At 61.4% G+C, this 23,717-nt stretch carries 22 protein-coding genes; 18 read left to right on the top strand and 4 right to left on the bottom strand.

Going from position 1 to position 23,717, the window contains the following annotated elements:
* The first annotated feature begins 60 nt into the window (after positions 1 to 60).
* From M1D68_RS06190 to M1D68_RS06160, 7 genes are all read left to right on the top strand, one after another.
* Positions 61 to 1,023 (top strand): FecR family protein, encoded by a 963-nt coding sequence (locus tag M1D68_RS06190; RefSeq protein ID WP_420764346.1) that lies wholly within the window; start codon positions 61 to 63, stop codon positions 1,021 to 1,023.
* A 120-nt stretch (positions 1,024 to 1,143) separates the two neighbouring features.
* Positions 1,144 to 3,735 carry a TonB-dependent receptor gene (locus tag M1D68_RS06185; RefSeq protein ID WP_457969663.1) on the top strand — a complete coding sequence of 864 codons (2,592 nt, stop codon included), beginning with the start codon at positions 1,144 to 1,146 and terminating at the stop codon, positions 3,733 to 3,735.
* 160 nt (positions 3,736 to 3,895) lie between these two features.
* Positions 3,896 to 4,486: a biliverdin-producing heme oxygenase gene (locus M1D68_RS06180; RefSeq protein ID WP_457969661.1), complete on the top strand. Its 591-nt coding sequence runs from the start codon at positions 3,896 to 3,898 to the stop codon at positions 4,484 to 4,486.
* A gap of 135 nt (positions 4,487 to 4,621) precedes the next feature.
* Positions 4,622 to 5,044, top strand: coding sequence for a YbaN family protein (locus tag M1D68_RS06175; protein WP_434609957.1), 423 nt, complete (start codon positions 4,622 to 4,624; stop codon positions 5,042 to 5,044).
* A gap of 56 nt (positions 5,045 to 5,100) precedes the next feature.
* Positions 5,101 to 6,447, top strand: coding sequence for a CoA transferase (locus M1D68_RS06170; protein WP_457969660.1), 1,347 nt, complete (start codon positions 5,101 to 5,103; stop codon positions 6,445 to 6,447).
* A 108-nt stretch (positions 6,448 to 6,555) separates the two neighbouring features.
* Complete coding sequence (locus M1D68_RS06165; RefSeq protein ID WP_457969659.1) at positions 6,556 to 6,915, top strand: DUF5064 family protein; 360 nt, start codon at positions 6,556 to 6,558, stop codon at positions 6,913 to 6,915.
* A 168-nt stretch (positions 6,916 to 7,083) separates the two neighbouring features.
* Positions 7,084 to 7,260 carry a hypothetical protein gene (locus M1D68_RS06160; protein WP_420764340.1) on the top strand — a complete coding sequence of 59 codons (177 nt, stop codon included), beginning with the start codon at positions 7,084 to 7,086 and terminating at the stop codon, positions 7,258 to 7,260.
* 7 nt (positions 7,261 to 7,267) lie between these two features.
* On the opposite strand, the gene M1D68_RS06155 is transcribed toward M1D68_RS06160, so the two are convergent.
* Entirely contained in the window at positions 7,268 to 8,161 is an 894-nt protein-coding gene (locus M1D68_RS06155) for a helix-turn-helix domain-containing protein (RefSeq protein WP_420764339.1), read from the bottom strand.
* A 172-nt stretch (positions 8,162 to 8,333) separates the two neighbouring features.
* On the opposite strand from M1D68_RS06155, the gene pobA reads away from it, so the two are divergent.
* The gene (pobA, locus tag M1D68_RS06150) at positions 8,334 to 9,524 is read left to right on the top strand and encodes a 4-hydroxybenzoate 3-monooxygenase (RefSeq protein WP_457969656.1); all 1,191 of its coding nucleotides are present in this window, start codon (positions 8,334 to 8,336) and stop codon (positions 9,522 to 9,524) included.
* A 94-nt stretch (positions 9,525 to 9,618) separates the two neighbouring features.
* A complete protein-coding gene (locus M1D68_RS06145; protein WP_420764337.1) occupies positions 9,619 to 11,109 on the top strand; it encodes an MDR family MFS transporter in 1,491 nt (496 codons plus the stop codon).
* Between the two features lie 174 nt (positions 11,110 to 11,283).
* Here the strand turns inward: M1D68_RS06145 and M1D68_RS06140 are convergent, their stop codons facing one another.
* Entirely contained in the window at positions 11,284 to 12,633 is a 1,350-nt protein-coding gene (locus M1D68_RS06140) for a spinster family MFS transporter (RefSeq protein WP_457969654.1), read from the bottom strand.
* A 361-nt stretch (positions 12,634 to 12,994) separates the two neighbouring features.
* On the opposite strand from M1D68_RS06140, the gene M1D68_RS06135 reads away from it, so the two are divergent.
* Positions 12,995 to 15,169: a hypothetical protein gene (locus M1D68_RS06135; protein WP_420764335.1), complete on the top strand. Its 2,175-nt coding sequence runs from the start codon at positions 12,995 to 12,997 to the stop codon at positions 15,167 to 15,169.
* Between the two features lie 285 nt (positions 15,170 to 15,454).
* Here the strand turns inward: M1D68_RS06135 and M1D68_RS06130 are convergent, their stop codons facing one another.
* Positions 15,455 to 15,760, bottom strand: a complete 306-nt coding sequence (locus M1D68_RS06130) for a DUF2288 domain-containing protein (RefSeq protein WP_264428324.1) — start codon at positions 15,758 to 15,760, stop codon at positions 15,455 to 15,457.
* A 30-nt stretch (positions 15,761 to 15,790) separates the two neighbouring features.
* Between M1D68_RS06130 and M1D68_RS06125 the strand changes: the two genes are divergently transcribed.
* From M1D68_RS06125 to M1D68_RS06100, 6 genes are all read left to right on the top strand, one after another.
* Positions 15,791 to 16,039, top strand: a complete 249-nt coding sequence (locus M1D68_RS06125) for a hypothetical protein (protein WP_181289307.1) — start codon at positions 15,791 to 15,793, stop codon at positions 16,037 to 16,039.
* A gap of 60 nt (positions 16,040 to 16,099) precedes the next feature.
* A complete protein-coding gene (locus M1D68_RS06120) occupies positions 16,100 to 17,227 on the top strand; it encodes a branched-chain amino acid ABC transporter substrate-binding protein (RefSeq protein ID WP_420764333.1) in 1,128 nt (375 codons plus the stop codon).
* A 230-nt stretch (positions 17,228 to 17,457) separates the two neighbouring features.
* The gene (livH, locus tag M1D68_RS06115) at positions 17,458 to 18,381 is read left to right on the top strand and encodes a high-affinity branched-chain amino acid ABC transporter permease LivH (protein WP_434609939.1); all 924 of its coding nucleotides are present in this window, start codon (positions 17,458 to 17,460) and stop codon (positions 18,379 to 18,381) included.
* Positions 18,378 to 19,634 carry a high-affinity branched-chain amino acid ABC transporter permease LivM gene (locus M1D68_RS06110; protein WP_420764331.1) on the top strand — a complete coding sequence of 419 codons (1,257 nt, stop codon included), beginning with the start codon at positions 18,378 to 18,380 and terminating at the stop codon, positions 19,632 to 19,634. Before livH ends, M1D68_RS06110 begins: the two co-directional genes overlap by 4 nt.
* A complete protein-coding gene (gene livG / locus M1D68_RS06105) occupies positions 19,631 to 20,398 on the top strand; it encodes a high-affinity branched-chain amino acid ABC transporter ATP-binding protein LivG (protein ID WP_420764330.1) in 768 nt (255 codons plus the stop codon). Before M1D68_RS06110 ends, livG begins: the two co-directional genes overlap by 4 nt.
* Positions 20,399 to 21,100 (top strand): ABC transporter ATP-binding protein, encoded by a 702-nt coding sequence (locus tag M1D68_RS06100; protein WP_072409624.1) that lies wholly within the window; start codon positions 20,399 to 20,401, stop codon positions 21,098 to 21,100. It abuts the gene before it with no gap.
* Positions 21,101 to 21,287: 187 nt separating this feature from the next.
* Here the strand turns inward: M1D68_RS06100 and M1D68_RS06095 are convergent, their stop codons facing one another.
* On the bottom strand, positions 21,288 to 22,196 hold the full coding sequence (locus tag M1D68_RS06095) for a LysR family transcriptional regulator (RefSeq protein ID WP_434562640.1): 909 nt from the start codon (positions 22,194 to 22,196) through the stop codon (positions 21,288 to 21,290).
* Positions 22,197 to 22,300: 104 nt separating this feature from the next.
* Here M1D68_RS06095 and M1D68_RS06090 point away from each other — a divergent pair, with 104 nt between their 5' ends.
* Both M1D68_RS06090 and M1D68_RS06085 read left to right on the top strand, forming a co-directional pair.
* Positions 22,301 to 22,900, top strand: a complete 600-nt coding sequence (locus M1D68_RS06090; protein ID WP_457969650.1) for a short chain dehydrogenase — start codon at positions 22,301 to 22,303, stop codon at positions 22,898 to 22,900.
* Between the two features lie 59 nt (positions 22,901 to 22,959).
* Entirely contained in the window at positions 22,960 to 23,634 is a 675-nt protein-coding gene (locus M1D68_RS06085; RefSeq protein ID WP_434564084.1) for a COG3650 family protein, read from the top strand.
* The last annotated feature ends 83 nt before the right edge of the window (positions 23,635 to 23,717 follow it).

Below are 23,717 nucleotides of genomic sequence, written 5' to 3'. Positions count from 1 at the left end.
CTTGCCAGCTACCGCTTGCGGCTTGTAGCGTGTGCTTGCCGCCAATAATGAGAATCCACCGTGACGGACAACCATCGCCCACCTGAAGCCGCCGAGGCGCAGGACACCGCCCACGCCATGGATCAGGCGCTGGACTGGTTGATCCTGCTCGACAGCCCCAGCGAGGAGCAGCGCCGACACTTCCAGGCCTGGCTGGCGGCCGATCCACGCCATGGCGAAGCGTTCGCCAGGGCCCAGGCGATCTGGAACGGCCCGCAGATAATCGAAAGCGCCCGGCAACTGAGGGACCGGCCAAAGATCACCACGCTGTCGCGCCTGCGCGCCCATTGGAAACCCCTGGCCACCGCCGCCGTGCTGTTGCTGGGACTGTTCAATTTCAGCGACCTGCCCCTGCGCTTCCAGGCCGACCACCTGACCGTGGTCGGTGAACGCCAGCGCCTGCAGTTGGAAGACGGCTCCAAGGTGCTGCTCAATACCGATTCGGCCTTCTCCAGTTCATTCGACAACCAACGGCAAGTGGCCCGGCTCTACAAGGGCGAAGCTTTCTTCGAGGTGCCAGCCAACCGTCATCTGCCGTTGGAGCTGGACGCAGGCCCGGTCACCGCCAGCGTCAGCGACACCTCGTTCGCCGTGCGCTACGTGGATGGCGTCGCGCAAGTCCAGGTGCAGCGCGGCGACGTCGACCTGCGGGCCACCCGCTACGACACCCACGTGCGGCTGTCGGCTGGCGAAAGCATCCGCATCGGCCCCAATGGCTTCGACCGCCCGGCACGGCTCGATGCCGGCACCGACCTTGCCTGGGTGCAGGGCCGACTGGTGTTCGAGAACCGTCCGCTGAGCCAGGTCTTGGCGGAGTTGCGACGCTACTACCCAGGCTGGATCATCAACACCAACGAACGGCTGGCCAACGTCGCGGTGACGGGCAACTACCGCCTCGACCAGCCCCTGGACGTGGTCCGCTCCCTGGCCCAGATCACCTCCGCGCGCCTGCAGGAATTCCCGGCGCTGGTGATTTTGAACTAAATGAGAATTATTTTTACTCGATAGCCTCCGCTGGTTCGTCTCGTTATAGCCAATGCAATTGATTCGCATCTCCACGATGCCGATCTGCACCTATAACAGATGCGACACGGAGCGCTATCGATGTCCTCTCGCCTTACTTGCCGGTTACTCGTCCCTTCCCGCGCACTTTCATTGCTGACCGCCGCCATCCTGATGGCCGGTGCCGCGCCGGCCGCCCTTGCCGCCGCTGGCCAACCGCCCGCGCACAACATGGGCGACTACAGCTTCAACATCGCCCGGCAGCCCTTGGTCTCCGCGCTCAACGCGTTCACTGCCGTCACAGGCTGGCAGGTGGGGCTGCCGGCTGAACTGGCCGAAGGCATCGCCTCGCCGGGCGTCAACGGCTCGCTGTCGCCGGAGAAAGCCTTGGAGCACCTGTTGGTGGGGACCGACTTGCGCTACCGCAAACTGGGCAGCAACAACATCGTTCTGGAAAAACGCAGCGCGGGCAACGTGCTGGACTTGCAGCAGGTGACCATCAGCGCCACCCGTCAAGAACAGGACATCACCCGCGTACCGAGCACCGTTTCAGTTCATGATCGCCAGCAACTGGACCGTAACAACGTAAACACCATCAAGGACTTGGTGCGCTACGAGCCCGGCGTATCGGTGGGCGGCGCGGGCGAGCGCGGCGGCATCAGCGGCTACAACATCCGCGGCATCGACGGCAACCGCATCCTGACCCAGGTCGACGGCGTGGAAGTGCCCGGCGGTTTCTTCAACGGCCCCTACGCCAAGACCCAGCGCAACTATGTCGACCCGGAGATCATCAAGCGCGTGGAGATCCTGCGCGGACCGGCCTCGGTGCTGTACGGCAGCAACGCCATTGGTGGCGTCGTGAGTTATTTCACCCTCGATGCGGATGACATCATCAAGCCGGGCAAGGATGTTGGCGCGCGCCTGAAGACTGGCTACAGCTCCGTCGACGAGAGCTGGCTCAAGTCCGCCACCGTCGCCGGTCGCAGCGGGCCCTTCGACGGCCTGCTGCACTACAGCCAGCGCGACGGCCATGAAACCGAATCCTACGGCAGCAACAATGGCACCGGCCTGGACCGCACCGCGGCCAACCCGCAGGACGTGCGCGCCAACAACGTGCTGGCCAAGCTCGGCTGGAACTACAACGATGACGCACGCCTGAGCCTGGTCTACGAGAAGTACAAGGACGACCGTGACACCGATCTGAAAAGCGCCTACGGCGGTCCTTACGCCAACGGCCAACCGGCCATTCCCGCCTCCATCCTGCCGGGCGGCATGTACCAGTGGCGCACCGGCAACGACACCATCACCCGCGAACGTTTCGGCCTGGAGCACAGCTTCGCGCTCGACAGCCTGCTGGCCGATAACATCAAGTGGAGCCTGAACCACCAGGTCGCCAAGACCGACCAGAGCACCGCCGAATTCTACTTCCCGATCACCCGTAGGGTCCTTCGCACGCGAGAGACCCTGTATGAAGAAAAACAGTGGGTGCTTGATGCGCAAGTCGACAAGTCATTCAGCATTGCCGACACCGATCACACGCTGACCTACGGCACCACGCTCAAACAGCAGAAAGTCACCGGTTCGCGCAGCGGCAATGGCGTGTGCCTGGCGGTCGGCGTGGGCTGCGCCGCCGTCGGCGCCATCAGCACGCGGGACGTACTGGCAAAAGCCAGTGACTTCCCGGACCCGACCATCAACACCTACAGCCTGTTCGCCCAGGACCAGATCAGCTGGGAAAAATGGACCTTCACACCGGCGCTGCGTTACGACTACACCCAGCTCAAGCCACACCTGACCGAAGAATTCCTCAGCACCGTTGACCCTACCGCCGGCGGTAAAGTCAGTGATGAGAACAAGACCTGGCACCGCGTCTCGCCCAAGTTCGGGCTGACTTACGCCCTGACCGACCAATACACCTGGTTTGGCCAATACGCCGAGGGTTTCCGCACCCCGACCGCCAAGGCTCTGTACGGGCGCTTCGATAACCCGGACGCGGGCTACAGCGTGGAACCCAATCCCGACCTGGAGCCGGAAAAAAGCAAGAGCTACGAAACCGGCCTGCGCGGTCGTTTCGACTCCGGTTCGTTCGACGTGGCGGTGTTCTACAACAAGTACCGCGATTTCATCAACGAGGACGCCATCACCCCTGGCGCGGACCAGTTGACCTTCCAGAGCAACAACATCAAGCACGCTACCATCAAGGGCATCGAGGCCAAGGGGCGCCTGGACCTGGACGTGTTCGGCGCGCCACGGGGCCTCTATACCCAAGGTTCGGTGGCTTACCTCCAAGGCCGCAACGACGACACCGGCGAACCGCTCAACAGCATCAACCCGATGACCGGCGTATTCGGCCTGGGCTATGACCAGGAGCAGTTCGGCACTTTGCTTAGCTGGACCCTGGTGAAGAAGAAAAACCGCGTCGACGACAGCAACTTCAACTCTCCTGACGGCGTCAGCAGCCAGTTCAAGACGCCGGGCTTCGGCATCCTCGACCTGAGCGGGTACTACAAGGTCACCGACGACGTCACCGTCAGCGGCGGCCTCTACAACCTCACCGACAAGAAATACTGGCTGTGGGACGACGTGCGCGGCTACGACAGCGTCGGCGAAGCGGCAGTGCTGAGCCCGGCCAACCTCGACCGCCTGACCGCCCCTGGGCGCAACTTCGCGGTCAACCTGATCTGGGATATCTGATCCGATTCTTCACGCAAGACAGTTACCTGTGGCGAGGGAGCAGGCTCGCGCTGGGACGGTCCGACGCTTCGGGCGAAGCGCCCCCGGATCTAACGCTCGCTGCGCAACCGAGCGGGAGCAAGCTCCCTCGCCACGATGTATTCCACTCGAAGGAATTGCTATGAGCACACAACGCACCCTTTCCCGCTCCCAACGCCTGAACCAGATCACCCACGAGCCCCACGGCAAGCTCGACGCGCTGGTCAAGGCTCACGCCCCATTCGAAACCCAGGCCAGCTACGCCCGCTTCGTCGTCGCCCAGTACCAATTCCAGTCGGAACTGGTGGCGCTGTACAACGACGCGCAACTGACCGCGCTGATTGCCGACCTGCCCGCGCGCTGCCGCGCCGAAGCGGCCAAGGCCGACCTGGTGGACCTGCACACCGAAGTGCCGCCGCCAGTGGCCGGCGCAGTGAAAAAACCAACCCAGGCCGAAGCCCTCGGCTGGCTGTTCGTGTCCGAGGGTTCCAAGCTTGGCGCCGCGTTCCTGATCAAGCGCGCCGTGGGGCTGGGGCTGAGCGAAACCTTTGGTGCCCGACACTTGGCAGAACCGGCGGGCGGGCGTGCCGAAGGCTGGAAAACCTTCACCCGGATCCTCGACGCGCTGCCCCTCACCGAACAGCAGGAAGCCGAGGCGGACAAAGGAGCGCTGGCGGCCTTCAACCGCTTTACCGTGTTGCTGGAGCAAGCCTACGCGACCGAGTTGGCCTGAAGCCTTCACAGTTTCCCTTGCGCGAGCGAGCCTGCTCGCGACGACACTGGCTCAGTCGCCACAGAAGTCGCCTGACCCACCGCCATCGCGAGCCGGCTCGTTCCCACAGGGAATGTGCATGAAAGAAGAACACTGATGAAACGCCCTTCCAGATTCACTCGCCTGCTCTTCGCCCTCCTCGCCTACACCAGCCTGGCCATCGGCCTGGTGGCCATCGTCGTGCCGGGCTTGCCCACCACCGAATTCATCCTGCTTGCCGCCTGGGCCGCGACCCGCAGTTCGCCGCGCCTGAGCGCTTGGCTGGAGGGCCATCGGTTGTTCGGGCCGATGCTGCGCAACTGGCGCAACGGCAAGGTTATCCCGCGCCGGGCCAAGATCGCTGCAACGGTCAGCATGCTGTGCTGTGCAGGGTTTATGCTGCTGATGCTCGATCACCGCTGGCCGGTATACCTGGCACTCGCAGGCATGGGCCTGGGCAATCTCTGGATCTGGTCCAGACCGGAGAATCGTGGCGAGGGAGCTGGCTCCCGCTGGGCCGGTCCGACGCCTCGGGCGTAGCGGCCCCCGATGTTTGTTTGATCTATGCTCGCTCTCTGATTCAGGAGGGTTTCCAAATGTCAGACCTACTCACACCCATGCAAACCGCCATCGGCTTGCCCACGACACCCATCCCCTTCACCAGCGAAGGCGCCCTGCCCTCCGCCTTCGCCGTCACCGAGCTGGCCTGCGCGAGCATCGCCACGGCCGGTCAAGCGGTCGCCGAACTGATCCGCCAGCAAACCGGTCGCCTGCCGTCGATGGAAGTCGACCGGCGCCTGGCCTCATTCTGGTTTTCCACCTCCCTGCGGCCCATCGGCTGGGGCGTGCCGCCCCTGTGGGATCCGGTGGCGGGCGACTACGCCACCGCCGACGGCTGGATCCGCCTGCACACCAACGCGCCGCATCATCGCCAGGCGGCGCAAAAGGTGCTCGGCGCCTGCACCGACCGCGCCGACATGGCCAGCAGAGTGGTCCGGTGGAACAAGGCCGAACTGGAACAGGCCGTGATCGATGCCGGCGGTTGCGCCGCGCAGATGCGTTCATGGCTGGCATGGCAGGCTCATCCCCAGGGCATCGCTGTCAATGCCGAGCCCCTCGTTCATTTGGATAGCGGAGCGCAAGGCGCGCCTGGCCCCTGGCTCGGCTCCGTCGCCCAGCCCTTGGCGGGCCTCAAGGTGCTGGACCTGACCCGCGTGCTGGCCGGCCCGGTTGCCAGTCGCTTTCTCGCCGGGCTGGGGGCCGACGTGCTGCGCATCGACCCGCCGACCTGGAACGAACCCGGCGTGGTGCCTGAAGTCACCCTCGGCAAACGTTGCGCCCGCCTCGACTTGCGCCAGCCCACCGATCGAGCAGCGTTCGAGGCGCTGCTCCAGGAGGCGGACATCCTGTTGCACGGCTACCGCGCCGACGCGCTCGAACGCCTGGGCTACGGCGCTACACAACGTCGGCAGTTGGCGCCCGGCCTGATCGACGTCTGCCTCAACGCCTACGGCTGGAGCGGCCCCTGGCAACACCGTCGCGGCTTCGACAGCCTGGTGCAGATGAGCTGCGGTATCGCCGAGGCCGGCATGGCCTGGAAACACACGGACAAACCGACGCCTCTGCCGGTCCAGGCGCTGGACCACGGCACCGGTTACCTGATGGCCGCCAGCGCAATCGTGTTGCTGAATCGACGCTTGGCCAACGGCCGTGGGGGCTCGGCACGCTTGTCACTGGCGCGCACGGCGAAGCTGTTGATCGAGGGCGGCGCCGGCAGTGAGGTTGCATTGCGCCCCGAAGACGAGGCTGACCAGGGGTTGCTGGTGGAACAGACGCCCTGGGGTCCGGCGCATCGCTTGCTGGTACCGCTGAAAATGCCCGGCACGCCGCTGCAATGGAAGTTGCCGGCCGCTGACCTGGGCGCCCACCGCGCGCAATGGTGACGGTTCAATAGACCGCACCCGTCGCCCGGCATGTTTATCGATAACGGGAAAACTTATGGGGCAGGCGCGGTGTCTGCCGTTCTCCACGCCTTCGAAGGAGAGACGCTGATGGCCACGTTCCAACCCGGACACCTGCACATGGAGCGCCATGCGCTGAACAAGGACGATTTCAGCTACAACCTGTGCATCGATTACGAAATTGCCCAGGATCCCGACGAGGGAAAGGGCATGTCATTTCGCCTGCACGGCACGGTAGAAGACAAGAACGTAGACGAGACGTTTTTCCTGGCCAAGGACCAAGCCTTCGACTTCGCCCGCCACGCCACCCGCATTGCCCAACACTACGGCCTGCCCAAGAGCACGAACATCGGCTCGATGCACAAGTACTACGACGAAATGTTCGAAGACGTGCGCCACCAGTTGGATGTCAAGCCGGGGGATCCGATGAAACCTGAGCATTTGGAATAGAACGCTCGAAAGAACAACCCTATTCCCTGTGGGAGCGAGCTTGCTCCCACAGGGAATATCAGCGAGCTGAATATCTGCTTACATACACAAACCGCTTGGCTGGCAACCCGCCATGGCTGACCTATGCTGAAAACAGTACCCCCGGGTATTCGTTCAGAGGTCATCGCCATGAACATCAAAACAAGAAGACGCCTCGCCATCTTCGTCACCTGCACCGCCACGCTGGCGCTGTATGGCACCGCCGCTTATCGGGTCGAGCAGGCCAGGCAACTGCCCCGTGAATACGCCAGCTGCAACTTCGAACGCTGCATACCGCACAACGCAACCTTGAACGCGCTGCGCTGAGACGGTTTCAGTCGTCCTGCTGATCGGTCTTGAGCCGGTCTCGGAAGGCTTTGGGCGAGATACCGACGCGCCGACGGAACAGTCGGGTGAAGTTGGTCGGGTCGGAGAAGCCGAGCATCTCGGAGATCTCATAGATCGTCATGCCTGTATAGGTCAGCAGCCGCTTGGCTTCCAGCAACTGGCGCTCGTGCATGATCTGCAGTGCCGGCTGTCCCGCGAGTTCGCGACAGGTGCCATTGAGGTGCGACACCGAGATGCCCAGGCGATGGGCCAGGTCCTCGACCTTGACGTGCTGGCGATAGGTCTCTTCCACCAGTTGGATGAACCCGTTGAGGTATTCCCGGGCCCGCTGCGGGCGCTGGGTGGAGATACGCCGGTTCATCACCTGGCGGCTCACCCAGACCATGATCACGCTGACCAAGGCATGCATGAGCATTTCCCGGGCCGGTTGATGGCCCACGTACTCCGCCTGCATGGCACTGAACAAACTGTTGAGGTAATCAGCGTTCTCTCCGGCCGGATAGGCTTCCGCCTGGGCCAGGACATTGACCGAATGGCCTAGCTGGGCTTGCAGGTGCGTGACCAGCGGCGCCGCCAGGGTCACGACGTAACCCTGCACATCCTCCGAAAAACGGAAACCATGGACCGACAGCGGCGGCAGGATCTGCACGGCCGGCTCGTCGAGCCGCGTACGCTGGCCTTCGATTTCCAGTTCCGCTTGACCCTTGAACACAAAAAGCAGCTGGCACAGATCGGCATGTCGATGAGGTTTTATTTCCCATTGGTGCTCGCTACTGCGGCTGGAAATGGTTTCGCAGTGCAGTAGGTCCGGCGTGGGCCAATCCTGGCTCTCGCCGTAGAGCTTGAACACGGGAATCGAAGGCAGCTCAGTTTTCTTCATAACGAGGATCGGCCTTGGGTTACGGGCGGTAATCGCACCGATTGGCAGAATGTGCAGGTTTCAGCTCAGTTTTCCCCTTCAATTGACAGGTCCGCAAGCGAAAAATGCACGCCAGGATTACTAAAAATAAACGCCGACCCTGGTCGCGTGCCTCTTGCGAGCCATAACAACAATGAAAACCCTCAAGACCCAAGTCGCCATTATCGGCGCCGGCCCCTCTGGGCTGCTGCTCGGCCAGTTATTGCACAACGCAGGGATCGACACCGTGATCCTCGAGCGCCAGACTCCCGATTACGTCCTCGGCCGGATCCGCGCCGGTGTGCTCGAGCAGGGCATGGTCCAGCTGCTGCGCCAGGCCGGAGTTGGCCAACGCATGGACGCCGAGGGCTTGCCCCATGATGGCTTCGAGATGGTCCTCAACGGTCGGCGCGTCCACATCGATCTCAAAGGGCTGACCGGTGGCCAGAACGTCATGATTTACGGTCAGACCGAAGTCAATCGCGACTTGATGGCCGCCCGGCAGGCATCCGGCGCCCAGACGCTGTATCAGGTCGACAACGCCCAGCCCCACGACCTGAAGACCGAGCACCCCTTCGTGACCTTTGAACACGCCGGCGAAACCTGGCGCCTGGATTGCGATTACGTGGCCGGCTGCGATGGTTTCCATGGCGCGGCAAGGCAATCGATCCCGGCGGCAAAGCTCAAGGTCTTCGAACGCGTCTACCCGTTCGGCTGGCTCGGCATCCTCGCCGACACCCCGCCCGTCCACGAAGAACTCGTCTACGCTCGCCACGAGCGCGGCTTTGCCCTGTGCAGCATGCGCTCGCGGACCCGCACCCGTTATTACCTGCAAGTGCCCGCCGAGGAACAAGTGGCCGACTGGCCGGACGAGCGTTTCTGGGATGAACTGAAAATACGCCTGCCCACCGACCTGGCCGAAACCCTGGTGACCGGTCCCTCCATAGAAAAAAGCATCGCACCGCTGCGCAGCTTCGTCGTGGAACCGATGCAGTACGGGCGGATGTTTTTGGTGGGCGACGCCGCCCACATCGTCCCGCCGACCGGGGCCAAGGGGCTGAACTTGGCTGCCAGCGATGTCAGCACGCTATTCAATATTTTGCTTAAGGTCTATCGCGACGGTCGCGCGGATCTGCTGGAACGCTATTCCGACATCTGCCTGCGACGGGTCTGGAAAGCCGAGCGCTTCTCCTGGTGGATGACGTCGATGCTGCACCGCTTCGATGACGACGCGTTCAACCAGCGCATCAGCGAGGCGGAGCTGGAGTATTTCGTCGACTCCGAGGCGGGGCGCAAAACCATCGCGGAAAATTACGTCGGCCTTCCTTACGAGGCTATCGAATAGGCGGCTACCGAATTAAACTGCGGGCTTCGTCCCCTCGCCGCCAGGCGCGATGCCCGCAGGTCCTGCCTTGACTCAGCTCGATACGCCTCAAGCTATGCAACCCGCTATCCGCAGCGTGCTGGTGGCGCTGATGCTGGCGATTTTCCTCGGTGCGCTGGACCAGACCATCGTCGCGGTCTCGATGCCGGCCATTTCCGCGCAATTCAAGGATGTCAGCCTGCTGGCCTGGGTGATCTCCGGCTACATGGTCGCCATGACCGTAGCGGTGCCGATCTACGGCAAGCTGGGCGACTTGTATGGCCGGCGCCCGCTGATGCTGTTCGGCATGGGCCTGTTCACCCTCGCTTCGCTGTTTTGCGGGTTGGCACAGAACATGGAGCAACTGGTGCTGGCGCGGATTTTCCAGGGCATCGGCGCCGGCGGCATGATTTCTGTGAGCCAGGCGATCATCGGCGACATCATCCCGCCCCGCGAGCGTGGGCGCTACCAGGGTTATTTCAGCAGCATGTACGCGGTGGCCAGCGTGGCCGGACCGGTGCTGGGCGGCTACATGACCGAGTACCTGTCGTGGCGCTGGGTCTTCTGGATCAACCTGCCATTGGGCCTGGGCGCCTGGCTGGTGGCCCGGCGCGCCCTGGTGGGGCTGCCGGTGCCACAACGCACACCAATCATCGATTACCTGGGCACCGTGTTGCTGATCATCGGTCTGACCTCGCTGCTGCTGGGCATTACCCAGATCGGCCAAGGCCATGCCTGGCACAGCCGCGAAGTGCTCGGGCTGCTGGGTGGCGCAGTACTCGTGCTGGGTCTCTTCGCCTGGCATGAACGCCGCGCACGGGAGCCGTTGCTGCCTATGCACCTGTTCGTCAACCGCAGCGCGGTGCTGTGCTGGTGCACGGTTTTCTTCACCAGCTTCCAGGCGATTTCCCTGACAGTGCTGGTGCCGTTGCGCTTCCAGAGCGTGACCGGCGCCGGCGCCGACAGCGCCGCGCTGCACTTGCTGCCGCTGGCGATGGGTTTGCCGATGGGCGCCTATTTTGCCGGGCGGCGCACCTCGATCACCGGGCGCTACAAACCGATGATCCTCAGTGGCGCCCTGCTCTTCCCGTTCGCCATTCTTGGCATGGCTTTCACGCCGCCCGCCGTGTTCTGGCTGAGCAGCCTGTTCATGTTGCTCAGCGGCATCGCTTCGGGCATGCAATTTCCTACTTCGCTGGTGGGCTCGCAGAATTCGGTGCAGCAACGGGACATCGGTGTCGCCACCAGCACCACTAACCTGTTTCGCTCATTGGGCGGCGCGGTGGGTGTGGCGCTGATGTCGGCGTTGCTGCTGGCCTTGCTGCAGGATTCCGGTTTTGCCCAGCTCGCCGGTTCGTCGATGATCGGCGAGGGGCATTCCGGCAACGTCCTGCTCGATGGTTTGAACGCCGCTCCCGGCGAGGCACGGGATGCCTTGCGTGAGGAGTTGCAGGCGACGTTCCGGCACTTGCTGATGATCAGCGCGGCGGTGTCATTGCTGGGGCTGGCGGCTGCCGTGGCAATGCCCGATCGGCTGTTGCGCGGGCGAGAAGAAAAGGCTCGTTAGTGCAGATGGCGCTGAACCCTGTGGCGAGGGGATTTATCCCCGCTGGGCTGCGCAGCAGCCCTAAAACCGACGCCGCACTGTGTCAGGTTAGCTGAGTGTTTTTCGAGGGCTGCTCTGCAGCCCAGCGGGGATAAATCCCCTCGCCACAAAAGCTGTTTCGCCAGCAGTTTGATCTCAAGCCGTCGCCGCCACGCCCCCCGGCTCCACCACCACGCTCATCCCGTCCTTCATCCGCTTGGCATCGCGCACGAAGCAGCGAGACGCCAGGAACAGGAACACCATGGTCAGCAACAGCGCCACCGGGATCAGGTACATCGCGTCATGCAGGCCGATGGCCTTGAAGGCTTCGGTCATTTGCGGGGCACCTGCGACGGCCATCGCCGTGTGGGCGAAGTAGTCGGACAAGCCGCCCACCACCACCGGCCCGAGGCCGCCGCCGAGCAGATACAGCCCGGCAAAATACAAGGCCATCGCCGTAGCACGCAGTCGCGGCTCCACCACGTCCTGGATCGCGGTATAGACGCAGGTGTAGAAGTTATAGGCAAACAACCAACCAACGCTGAACACGGCCACGAAAACACCGATCTCGATGCGCCCGGCATGGAGGGCCCACGCCGTGGTCACGGTCGAAATGGCCAGGCTGAACGCTGCAAACAACAGACGGCCGTTGGGCACGCGCTGGTGGATCTTGTCTGCGACCCAGCCGCCAAGGGTCAGCCCGAACAATCCGGTCACGCCCACCATGATGCCGGTCGCCACGGCCGCCTCGTGCAGCGGCATCCCGAAATACCGTTGCAGCATTGGCACCAGGAATGAGTTGCAGGCGTAGGTGGCGAAGTTGAAGCACAGCCCCGCCAGCACCAACCAGAGAAAGGTCGGAATCGCCAGCACCCGGCGAACCGGTTTATCAACCTTCTCTTGGGACACCTGCACGGTTTCCGCCGCGCCGCGCTTGGGTTCCTTGATGAAGAACATGAACACCGCCAGCACCAGCCCCGGCACCGCCGCGATGAAGAAAGGCGCACGCCAGCTGTCGAAGGCCTTGACCATCGCGCCGATGGTGAAGAACGCCAACAACAGGCCCAGCGGCAGCCCCAGCATGAAGATGCCCATTGCCCGAGCCCGGCGGTGAGCCGGGAACAGATCGCCAATCAACGAATTGGCGGCCGGCGCATAGCTGGCCTCACCGATGCCCACGCCCATGCGCACCACCAGGAACGCCCAGAAACTGCCCACCAGGCCATTCACCGCGGTCAATCCGCTCCAGGCGGCCAAGCCCCAGCCCATCAACTTGCTGCGCGAACCGGTATCGGCCATGCGCCCCAGCGGCAAGCCCGCAATGGCGTAGACAATGGTGAACGCGGTGCCGATGATGCCGATCTGGAAGTCGCTGAGGCTCCACTCCATGCGGATCGGCTCGATGATGATCGCCGGGATGGTGCGATCGAAGAAGTTGAACAGGTTGGCCAGGAACAACAGGAACAGAATGCGCCAGGCATTCGCCGCTTGGGTCGAGTTCTGCATGGGTCCGTCTCTTTTTATTGTTGGGCGAGGCATCCGAGCCCGGAGTCTGCAATCTAGACAGCGGGACGCGAGCTGTCTCCAATCATTCGCATGGCTGATACCAAACCATGGCGCAGGGCGTGTTTCATTGCTTTGGTCAATTTGCTGCAACAACTGTCATCATTTTGCCTGCTCTTGATTAAAGAACCTCGCGCGATGGCCGATCCAACATGATCAGGAATAGATTCTCCCGAGCGCTGCTCAGGCTGCAGCCCTGAACGCTTGGGCCGACATTCGCGTTGCCATCAAAGGACGCGAGTTCCCATTCGCGATGGTTCGATGACATATCGTCGATCCGACCAGTCCAGGCATACGGCGCACAATGACTTCCAAAAAAACAGCCACTGCGGTTTCCGATCTGACCTTGAGCCCAGCCGCCAACGGCCCTGAAACCTCGACGCTGTCGAGCAGCTCGCGATCCCTGGCTACCCAGCAATACCTGTATTTCACCGAGACCAACACCGACCGCATCCTCGACAACCTCGACGGCCTGCGCGATGCCGTGTTCCCCCGTCCGCCGCACCTGGTGGACGACGAGAGCGAACGTGGCCAGCAGGAGTTCCCATCGGTTTGCCTGATCGGCCTGGGTCGCTGCGGTTCCAACATCGCCCTGGACGTCGCGGAGTTGGTCTACAACGCCCGCAAGTTCTACCTCAACGAATTCAATGCCGAGGATAAAAACTACGGCGACAAAAGTTATCGCCCGGCGCAGTGGATGCGCAACCTGCGCCTGGGCAACAGCAAGGCAAGCAAACCGGTGTTCCTGGTGGAACCGCTGGTCATGCTGGGAGACTTGGACAAGGACATCGCCGGGCGCATCCGTTTCTCGCGCAAAGGCGAGAAAAGCGGCTTCTTGCGCGACTACAGCAAGATGAAAATCATGGACCTGTCGGAAGTCCATGCCGGTGGCGCCGGCAACGCGCCGATCCTCGGCCAGTATCTGGCGAAGATCATCCTGAACAAGGACACCCAGCGTTTCTCCAGCCCCGACTGGAAGATGATTCACTCGTACCTGATCGACAGCTGCGGTATCAAGGCCAACCAGTCGCGCCTGTATTTTTCGATCTTCAGCGCCGGCGGCGGTACCGGTTCCGGCATGGCCTCGGAGTTTGGCCTGGCCCAGCAGTACTCCTACATGAACAAGACGTTCGACACCAAGCCGATGGACGAACACGATAGCAAGAGCGGTCACTCCTTCGTCTTCGAGCCGATTTTCACCAGCGGCATCTGCGTGCTGCCGAATATCTCCGACCACCGCAGCGAAATGTCCGAGGCTCTGCACATCAACGCCGGTCGGCTGTTGTGCAAATACCTCTCGGAAGAATGGGATTTCTCGTACAACTTCGCCAACGAAGACAGCAGCGAAGCCAGCGTCATGGGCCGCATCCGTCCGTGGAACGCGATGATGTTGATCTCCAACGACATCATGCGCTACGCCGAAGAGAGTGATGACGGCAACATCCAGAACATTGATGTCAATGCCATGGAAAAGCACGCCAACCAGTACATTTCTCAGCAGATATTCAACATCCTGACGGCCCAGGCCGTGACCACCGACTACGACCAGAACTACTTCCGTCGCGCCGGCATCGACATTGGTGAAACCATTCGCCTGGACGCCAACGACCTGTTCATGAGCCTGGCCGGCCCGGTGGCGATTGCCTACGCCGAGTCCGTGGTCCCGGAAACCCCGGCGCCGAGCGGCGACAAGTTCAAGGTGTTCGAGAAAGAGCCACCGCGCTTGAACATCGATGACCTGTTCTTCCGTTCCATCGACCTGCCGCACTTCAACAAAGTCACCCAGGCCATCGAAGGCATCAGCCTGTTGCCCATCGAGTCCAAGCGCTACCGCGCCTCGCTGGAGCAGTACAAGAACTCCGGCTACGACGCCGCTGCGCTGCATGACCTGCACTTCTTCAAGAACTGCTCGTCGGTGGTATCGATCGTCTCGTTGCCCAAGGATTACAAGCTGTCCTACATGGACTTGAACCGGCTCAAGACCCACCTCAACAGCCTGTTCCCCAACACCACGCTCAAGCGCTACGCGTTGGTGATCGGCGCCTCGGCGAACCTGTCGCTGACCACGCTGATCGCCAAGAGCCCATGCCTGTCGGACGACTTCCTGACCCTGATCGTGGCGTTTATCAAACGCTGCTTCGCCCGTACGCCGTACCGCTTCGATGAGACCTTGGACAACTCGATCCTGGACTTCATCATCAACGAAGAATTCGACGAGGCACGCATCGACGACCTGCTCAATGAATTCGAGAACCCGGCGAAAATCCTCGACACCAACTGGTACGCGATCAAGCCGATGTATGAAAAGAAATACCGCGAGCTGATCAGCGACAAGGAAAAATTCGTCTCGATCAACGACATCCGCCTGTCCCGCGACTGCGTGAAGAAGTCCATCAAGTACCTGCGCGAGATCTACCGTCATCGGATCGGCAAGACCAAGGTTATTTCGCTTAATAACCATACTGGCCGTACTTATTAAGTCTGGCTTGAGACCGAGTCGCCCAAATCGCGAGCAAGCTCGCTCCCACAGGTTTTGTGAACAGAGACCCATTGTGGGAGCGAGCTTGCTCGCGATAGCGGCCTTGAATCTCTCCCCAGAACAACATCCAGAAACAATTAAGCAGCCAAAAGGCTGCCCAATAAACTGTTCCCGTTACGTATACGTCACCCTGCCCTGTGGCGTTTCGCCACGGCAGGCTGTCATCTCGCTACTCACCTACACACTTTCAACCGAGCCAGGGAGCGAACCAAGTTGGTGCATCGATCAATTCGATGCCCTTTCCTGGATCATGATCCAAGGCGAAACCACCACCGCCCAGAGCTGCGGATCGCGCTCCAGAAAATCCAGCGCCCGCGTTTCAGACAGCTTGGCGACCTGCCCGGCGCCCAGCCAGGCGGCGACTTTGGTACCTTCGTCCTGGGCCACGGCTTCGGCGGCAGCGATCAGATCCAGTGCCGGATCGACCCACAATAGGGCACCCTTGGCAAAGAACGGCTCCAGCTCTTTCCAGGTGATGGATGCGGTTTCACCGAGCAATTTGGCATAGAGGGTGCTAGGTTCTTGATTCATGGGAGCTGTCCGGAAAAGAAATCGGCGCGAATGATAACGTCGGTGGTCTGGCAGAAAAACCCAGTTGCAATTGCAGCACCGATTGAAAAGCGCAGCAAAGCCAAGGATTGCCGATTTGACCGGACAACCCCCGCCGCGAATCTGTCTTTTTCTTTCAATAAAGCGACACCCTCAGGTTTTGCCCCCAAGCGCCAGCTTCCCTTGCCAACAATCGGCGCTCTACACTGTACCGGTACAGTTGCCGGGGGCATTTTCCGCGAGGATATCCAAGATATCTGACCCGGTTCTGCTGCTACGGCGCCAGGACTATAAAAACTACAACAGCATGAGTGGAGCACTATGACTAAGGCTACTAAGCAGATTTCCAAACTGTTTGCCGCTATGGTTCTGGCCGGGGTTGCCAGCCATTCGTTTGCCGCCGATACCATCAAGATCGGCATCGCCGGCCCGAAAACCGGCCCTGTAGCCCAATACGGCGACATGCAGTTCAGCGGCTCCAAGATGGCGATCGAGCAAATCAACGCCAAGGGCGGCGTCGACGGCAAGAAACTCGAAGCCGTTGAATACGACGACGCCTGCGATCCAAAACAAGCGGTCGCCGTCGCGAACAAGGTCGTCAACGACGGTGTCAAGTTCGTGATCGGCCACCTGTGCTCCAGCTCCACCCAACCGGCTTCGGACATCTACGAAGACGAAGGCGTGATCATGATCACCCCAGCGGCCACCAGCCCGGACATCACCGCCCGTGGCTACAAGATGATCTTCCGCACCATCGGTCTGGACAGTGCCCAAGGCCCAGCGGCCGGCAACTACATCGCCGATCACGTCAAGCCGAAAATCGTTGCGGTCCTGCACGACAAGCAGCAGTACGGTGAAGGCATCGCCAGCGCGGTGAAAGCCACCCTCGAGAAGAAAGGCACCAAGGTTGCCGTGTTCGAAGGCGTCAACGCCGGCGACAAGGACTTCTCCGCGATCATCGCCAAGCTCAAGCAAGCCGGTGTCGACTTCGTTTACTACGGCGGTTACCACCCGGAGCTGGGCCTGATCCTGCGCCAAGCCCAGGAAAAGGGCCTGAAAGCCCGCTTCATGGGTCCGGAAGGCGTGGGCAACGATTCGATCACCCAGATCGCCAAGGATGCTTCCGAAGGCCTGCTGGTGACCCTGCCGAAGTCCTTCGACCAGGATCCGGCCAACGTTGCATTGGCTGACGCGTTCAAAGCGAAGAAGGAAGACCCGAGCGGCCCGTTCGTGTTCCCGTCCTACTCCGCAGTGACCGTGATTGCCGAAGGCATCAAGGCGGCCAAGTCCGAAGACGCGACCAAAGTGGCTGAAGCCATCCACGCCGGCACTTTCAAGACGCCGACCGGTGACCTGAGCTTCGATGAAAAAGGCGACCTGAAAGACTTCAAATTCGTGGTTTACGAGTGGCACAACGGCAAACCTAAAACTGAAGTTTCGCCTCAGTAAGGCGCTGCCTCACTGACTGCCAATAAAGCCCACGGCGTGCCGTGGGCTTTGTTTTACGAATGTATGGGCCGCGCTGGCGTGATCCGCCAGTCTCCCCACCTGAAAATCTCAAAACCGTCATCAGCGGTTCGCTGGCAAAACCCGGATTCGAAGTGGATAGAGATCCACGGGGCCGGGCGGGAAAATGACTCCACCAGTGAAATGCGTATCAGGTTTTTAGGAGCGCTGTAATGCCTGACATCTATCACTTCTTCCAACAGCTGGTTAACGGCCTTAACGTTGGCAGCATGTATGCCCTGATCGCCATCGGCTACACGATGGTTTACGGCATCATTGGAATGATCAACTTCGCCCACGGCGAGGTGTACATGATCGGCTCCTACGTGGCGTTCATCGCCATTGCCGGGCTGACCATGATGGGACTCGACAGTGTCCCGCTGTTGATGACCGCGGCTTTTATCGCGAGCATCGTGGTCACCAGCTCCTATGGCTACAGCATCGAACGGATCGCCTATCGCCCCTTGCGCGGCAGCAACCGTCTTATCCCGCTGATTTCCGCCATTGGTATGTCGATTTTCCTGCAGAACACCGTTCTGCTGGCGCAAGACTCCAAGGACAAAGCAATCCCCAACCTGATCCCTGGCAACTTCGCCTTCGGTCCGGGTGGCGCACAAGAAGTGCTGATTTCCTACATGCAGATCGTGGTGTTCGTCGTCACTGTGATCGCCATGCTCGGCCTGACCCTGTTCATCTCCCGTTCTCGCCTGGGCCGCGCCTGCCGCGCCTGTGCCGAGGACATCAAGATGGCCAACCTGCTCGGCATCAACACCAACAACATCATCGCCCTGACTTTTGTCATTGGTGCTGCGCTGGCAGCTGTTGCGGCTGTTCTGCTGAGCATGCAATACGGCGTGATCAACCCGAACGCCGGTTTCCTCGTCGGCCTCAAGGCCTTCACCGCTGCGGTATTAGGCGGCATCGGCAGCATTCCCGGAGCCATGCTCGGTGGATTGGTGCTGGGGGTGGCGGAAGCCTTTGGCGCCGATATTTTCGGCGACCAGTACAAGGACGTCGTTGCATTCGGCTTGTTGGTTCTGGTGCTGTTGTTCCGTCCGACCGGCATTCTGGGCCGTCCGGAGGTTGAGAAAGTATGACTAGGAATCTTAAACAGGCACTGTTCAGTGCCTTGCTGGTCTGGGCCGTGGCCTACCCGGTACTCGGTCTGAAACTGACCATCGTCGGTATCAACCTGGAAGTGCACAACACCAGCCCTGCGGTGCTTGCGACCATCGCGATCTGCTCGGTGCTGATGTTCCTGCGCGTGCTGTTCAACCAGCAAATCAGCAAGGCCTGGCGCTCCTCCCCGGGCCTGCCGCTGATCCCGGCCAAGGCCAGCAACTTCCTGACCCTGCCAACGACTCAGCGCTATTTCATCATCGCCCTCATCATCGTCGCGCTGGTATGGCCGTTCTTCGGCTCGCGCGGCGCGGTGGACATCGCTACGCTGATCCTGATCTACGTGATGCTCGGCCTGGGCCTGAACATCGTGGTAGGCCTGGCCGGCCTGCTGGACCTGGGTTACGTCGGCTTCTACGCCGTCGGCGCCTACAGCTACGCGCTGCTGTCCCACTACTTCGGCCTGAGCTTCTGGATCTGCCTGCCGATCGCCGGGCTGATGGCTGCGACCTTCGGTTTCCTGCTGGGTTTCCCGGTCCTGCGCTTGCGTGGTGACTATCTGGCGATCGTGACCCTGGGTTTCGGTGAGATCATCCGGCTGTTCCTGCGTAACATGACCGACATCACCGGTGGTCCGAACGGCATCAGCAATATCGAGAAGCCGACGTTCTTCGGCCTGACCTTCGAGCGCAAGGCCGCCGAAGGCTTGCAGACCTTCCACGAGTACTTCGGCCTGCAATACAACTCGATCAACAAGGTGATCTTCCTGTACCTGGTTGCCCTGTTGCTGGCACTGGCGGCACTGTTTGTCATCAATCGCCTGCTGCGCATGCCGATCGGCCGTGCGTGGGAAGCGCTGCGTGAAGACGAAATCGCCTGCCGCGCGCTGGGTCTCAACCCAACCGTGATCAAACTGTCGGCCTTTACCCTCGGTGCTGCGTTCGCCGGTTTCGCCGGTAGCTTCTTCGCGGCTCGCCAGGGCCTGGTGACGCCCGAATCGTTCACCTTCATCGAGTCGGCGATCATCCTCGCCATCGTCGTGCTGGGCGGGATGGGCTCGCAGCTGGGCGTGATCCTGGCGGCGATCGTGATGATCCTGCTGCCTGAAATGATGCGTGAATTCAGCGAATACCGCATGTTGATGTTCGGCGCCTTGATGGTGCTGATGATGATCTGGCGTCCTCAAGGTCTGCTGCCTATGCAACGCCCACACATGGAGCTGCGCAAATGAGCCGCGAGATCCTCAAAGTTGAAAACTTGAGCATGCGCTTCGGCGGCTTGCTTGCGGTCAACGGCGTGGCCCTGACCGTGAAAGAGAAACAGGTGGTTGCCCTGATCGGGCCGAACGGCGCGGGCAAGACCACAGTGTTCAACTGCCTGACCGGCTTCTACCAGCCCACCGGCGGCACCATCCTGCTGGACGGCGAGCCGATCCAGGGCCTGGCCGGCCATCACATCGCTCGCAAGGGCGTGGTGCGGACCTTCCAGAACGTGCGGCTGTTCAAGGACATGACGGCGGTCGAGAACCTGTTGATCGCCCAGCACCGTCACCTGAACACCAACTTCTTCGCGGGCCTGTTCAAGACCCCGGCGTTCCGCAAGAGCGAACGCGAGGCGATGGAGTACGCCGCGTACTGGCTGGACAAGGTCAACCTCACCGAGTTCGCCAACCGTACCGCCGGCACCCTGGCCTACGGTCAGCAACGGCGCCTGGAAATCGCCCGCTGCATGATGACCCGCCCGCGGATCCTCATGCTCGACGAACCGGCCGCCGGCCTGAACCCGAAGGAAACCGAAGACCTGAAGGCGCTCATCAGCGTGTTGCGCGAGGAGCACAACGTCACCGTCCTGCTGATCGAGCACGATATGAAGCTGGTCATGAGCATTTCCGACCACATCGTCGTGATCAACCAGGGCACGCCGCTGGCCGACGGTACGCCGGAACAGATCCGCGATAATCCCGAAGTGATCAAAGCCTACCTGGGGGAAGCGTAAATGCTGCAATTCGAAAACGTTTCCACCTTCTACGGCAAGATCCAGGCGCTGCACAGCGTCAACGTCGAGGTCCGCCAGGGCGAAATCGTCACGCTGATCGGCGCCAACGGTGCTGGCAAATCGACGCTGCTGATGACCCTCTGCGGTTCGCCCCAGGCCCACAGCGGCAGCATCCGCTACATGGGCGAGGAACTGGTGGGCCAGGAGTCGGCGCAGATCATGCGCAAGAGCATCGCTGTGGTGCCTGAAGGCCGTCGGGTATTTGCCCGGCTGACCGTGGAAGAAAACCTCGCCATGGGCGGGTTCTTCACCGACAAGGGCGACTATCAGGAACAGATGGACAAGGTGCTGCACCTTTTCCCACGCCTGAAAGAGCGTTTTACCCAGCGCGGCGGCACCATGTCCGGTGGCGAACAGCAAATGCTCGCCATCGGCCGTGCGCTGATGAGCAAGCCCAAGCTGCTGCTGCTCGACGAGCCTTCCCTGGGCCTGGCACCGATCATCATCCAGCAGATCTTCGACATCATCGAACAGCTGCGCAAGGATGGCGTGACGGTGTTCCTGGTGGAGCAGAACGCCAACCAAGCGCTGAAAATCGCCGACCGGGCGTACGTGCTGGAGAACGGTCGCGTGGTGATGCAAGGCACCGGTGAAGCGCTGCTGACCGACCCGAAAGTGCGCGAGGCGTACCTGGGCGGCTGAGGCTGTCACCAAGAAAAAAACGGCCTTCGGGCCGTTTTTTTTATCTGGATGCGCACGCCCCCGTGGCGAGGGAGCTTGCTCCCGCTGGGCCGGTCCGACGCCTCGGGCGTAGCGGCCCCCAGTTTTTGCGGTCGCTACGCAACCGAGCGGGAGCAAGCTCCCTCGCCACGGGTTTAGCGTCTTCACTCTACAACCGATCCAACGCCTCCCCACTGCGCTTGAACCATTCAATCAAATAATCAGCCAGCACCTGGGTACGCTTGGGCAACCCACCCTGATAAGGATGCACCAGGTACATCGGCATGCGCCGGGTCTGGAAATCGCGCAGCAGCCAACGCAGGCGTCCGTCGGCCAGCTCTTCATGGAGCAAATACGATGGCAAACGGGCGATACCCGCGTCGGCCAAGGCGGCTTTTTTCAACAGGCTGTAATGGTTGCTGGCGAACGGCCCGGACACTCGCACCCGCAACAATTCGTGCTGCTGGTGATACAGCCACTCTTCCCGACCACTGTAGTGGCTGTTGAGCAGGCACTTGTGCTCCACCAAGGCGTGGGGGGACTCGGGTTCGCCGTAGCGTTCCAGGTAGGCCGGGCTGGCGCAGGTCATTTCATGCCAGGCCAGCAACGGTCGAGCCACCAACCGCTCATCGACCGCCGCATCCGAACGAATCGCCAAATCGAAGCCATCGCGGGTTAAATCGCGGTAACCATTGTTGAGCTCCAGCTCGATCTGCACGTCGGGATAGGCACAGGCAAATTCCGTAAGCAATCCCTCGAAGAACGTTTCGCCCAACGAAACCGGAACCGTCATGCGCACCGGTCCGGAAATTTCGCCCTTCAAGCGCGCCAACGCCTGACGCGCCCTTTCCACCTGGACCAACAATGCCTGGGCCTGGGGCAACAGCGCAGCGCCCGCCGCCGTCAGGCTAAGGCGTCGTGTCGTGCGCTGGAGCAGCAGTACCGAAAACCGCTCTTCCAACAGACTGATGCGCTTGGACAGTTGCCCCTTGCTGCACCCCAACTGCTGCGCCGCCAAGGTGAAACTCCCAGCCTCCACCAGCACGGCGAACGCTGCGAGGTCATCTATCTCGCTCACTGGATTGTTTCCAATTGAAAACCAAAGGTTTCCTATTAGCACGATTATCCCGAAGAAAATCCAGCCTAGACTGCAACCTCGTTCAAACCAATGAGGAACAGCCCATGAAAATCCTGTTGATCGGCGCCAACGGCACCATCGGTTCGGCCATCGATAATGAATTATCGCCCCGCCACGAAATCGTACGCATCGGCCGCCATAGCGGTGACGTACAAGTCGATATCAGCGACAGCGCCTCGATCCTCGCCTTGTTTGAAAAGACCGGCCGCTTCGACGCGCTGGTCTGTGCCGCGGGCAATGTCACCTTCGCACCTCTGGGCGACATGACCGAAGACAGCTTTGCCCTAGGCCTGAAGGACAAACTGATGGGCCAGGTCAATCTGCTGCTGATCGGCCGCGAGTTCGCCAACGACGGTGCATCCTTTACCTTCACCACTGGCGTACTCAGCCACGACCCCATCAAGAGCGGCGCTTCGGCGGCACTGGTGAACGGCGCCCTCGACAGTTTCGTGCGCGCGGCAGCAATCGAATTGCCGCGCGGGCTACGGGTCAATTCGGTAAGCCCGAACGTGCTTCTGGAAGCCATGGACAAATATGCGCCGTACTTCCGTGGCTATAAGCCCGTTCCTGCGGCGGAAGTGGCGTTGGCCTACGCGAAGAGTGTCGAAGGCCTGCAAACCGGCCAGACCTTTCACGTGGGCTGACCCCTTGTGATAGAGGGACAGTCTGCGTAACGTGGCGGCACTTGTCTGGAGACCCAATGATGCGTGCCGCTCGTTCCCTGCTGTTTGTCGCCCTCCTCCCGCTTTTCGCCGGCTGCCAGCTGCTCGAAGCCCCGCGCCAGAGCGCGCCCCATGCGGGGCAAACACGTATGCAAGGCGAACTGACAGCCGCGGACGGCAAGTTGATGTTCCAGCCGTGCCAGGAACAGCGCCGCTACATGGTCAATGACGCCGGCGGCACCAGCGTCCTGCAACAAGCAGCCACCCTGGCGGATGATAGCGGCAAATTGTTCGCCGACCTGCGCGGCCGCATCGTTTCCAGCGCATCGGCCGGTGCCGACAGCCAGCTGGACGTTGGCCAGCTCTATCGCCTGGAACCTTCGGGGACCGCGTGCGGCGACGCAGACTTCAAGCGCGTGATTCTGCGTGCAACGGGCCACAGCCCTGAATGGACCCTCACGGCCAGCGGCAAGGGCCTGGTGCTGGATCGGGTAGGTCAGCCGCCACTGGCGGTGCCCTATGTCGAGGAGCAATTGGGCGATGGCAGGTTCAACCTCGGTACCGAAGCCAATGGCCAGAAAGTCGAGCTATGGGTCACCCCGGCTCGCTGTGTCGACAGCGCCAGCGGCAGCGTGCAACACATGAGCGCCGAATTGCGGGTCAACGGCCAGGTCCAGCGCGGATGTGCCTATTTCGGTGGCGCACGGGACGACTGACTTGTCGCCAGTCTGTTTTAACCTCCCGGGTAGCAGGGAATGCAGCTTATAATCGCCGGTTTGAAGCACGCCCTGGCGCAGTT

This window comes from Pseudomonas sp. R4-84, assembly GCF_054130985.1.
This window is presented reverse-complemented; position numbering and strand designations above follow the sequence as displayed.

Coding starts and splice junctions, on each gene's coding strand:
- M1D68_RS06145 (WP_420764337.1), top strand. CDS start 9,619: ATGCAACCCGCTATCCGCAGCGTGCTGGTGGCGCTGATGCTGGCGATT.
- M1D68_RS06090 (WP_457969650.1), top strand. CDS start 22,301: ATGAAAATCCTGTTGATCGGCGCCAACGGCACCATCGGTTCGGCCATC.
- M1D68_RS06165 (WP_457969659.1), top strand. CDS start 6,556: ATGGCCACGTTCCAACCCGGACACCTGCACATGGAGCGCCATGCGCTG.
- M1D68_RS06170 (WP_457969660.1), top strand. CDS start 5,101: ATGTCAGACCTACTCACACCCATGCAAACCGCCATCGGCTTGCCCACG.
- M1D68_RS06140 (WP_457969654.1), bottom strand. CDS start 12,633: ATGCAGAACTCGACCCAAGCGGCGAATGCCTGGCGCATTCTGTTCCTG.
- M1D68_RS06130 (WP_264428324.1), bottom strand. CDS start 15,760: ATGAATCAAGAACCTAGCACCCTCTATGCCAAATTGCTCGGTGAAACC.
- M1D68_RS06175 (WP_434609957.1), top strand. CDS start 4,622: ATGAAACGCCCTTCCAGATTCACTCGCCTGCTCTTCGCCCTCCTCGCC.
- M1D68_RS06120 (WP_420764333.1), top strand. CDS start 16,100: ATGACTAAGGCTACTAAGCAGATTTCCAAACTGTTTGCCGCTATGGTT.
- M1D68_RS06085 (WP_434564084.1), top strand. CDS start 22,960: ATGCGTGCCGCTCGTTCCCTGCTGTTTGTCGCCCTCCTCCCGCTTTTC.
- pobA (WP_457969656.1), top strand. CDS start 8,334: ATGAAAACCCTCAAGACCCAAGTCGCCATTATCGGCGCCGGCCCCTCT.
- livG (WP_420764330.1), top strand. CDS start 19,631: ATGAGCCGCGAGATCCTCAAAGTTGAAAACTTGAGCATGCGCTTCGGC.
- M1D68_RS06125 (WP_181289307.1), top strand. CDS start 15,791: ATGATAACGTCGGTGGTCTGGCAGAAAAACCCAGTTGCAATTGCAGCA.
- M1D68_RS06135 (WP_420764335.1), top strand. CDS start 12,995: ATGACTTCCAAAAAAACAGCCACTGCGGTTTCCGATCTGACCTTGAGC.
- M1D68_RS06100 (WP_072409624.1), top strand. CDS start 20,399: ATGCTGCAATTCGAAAACGTTTCCACCTTCTACGGCAAGATCCAGGCG.
- livH (WP_434609939.1), top strand. CDS start 17,458: ATGCCTGACATCTATCACTTCTTCCAACAGCTGGTTAACGGCCTTAAC.
- M1D68_RS06155 (WP_420764339.1), bottom strand. CDS start 8,161: ATGAAGAAAACTGAGCTGCCTTCGATTCCCGTGTTCAAGCTCTACGGC.
- M1D68_RS06180 (WP_457969661.1), top strand. CDS start 3,896: ATGAGCACACAACGCACCCTTTCCCGCTCCCAACGCCTGAACCAGATC.
- M1D68_RS06110 (WP_420764331.1), top strand. CDS start 18,378: ATGACTAGGAATCTTAAACAGGCACTGTTCAGTGCCTTGCTGGTCTGG.
- M1D68_RS06160 (WP_420764340.1), top strand. CDS start 7,084: ATGAACATCAAAACAAGAAGACGCCTCGCCATCTTCGTCACCTGCACC.
- M1D68_RS06185 (WP_457969663.1), top strand. CDS start 1,144: ATGTCCTCTCGCCTTACTTGCCGGTTACTCGTCCCTTCCCGCGCACTT.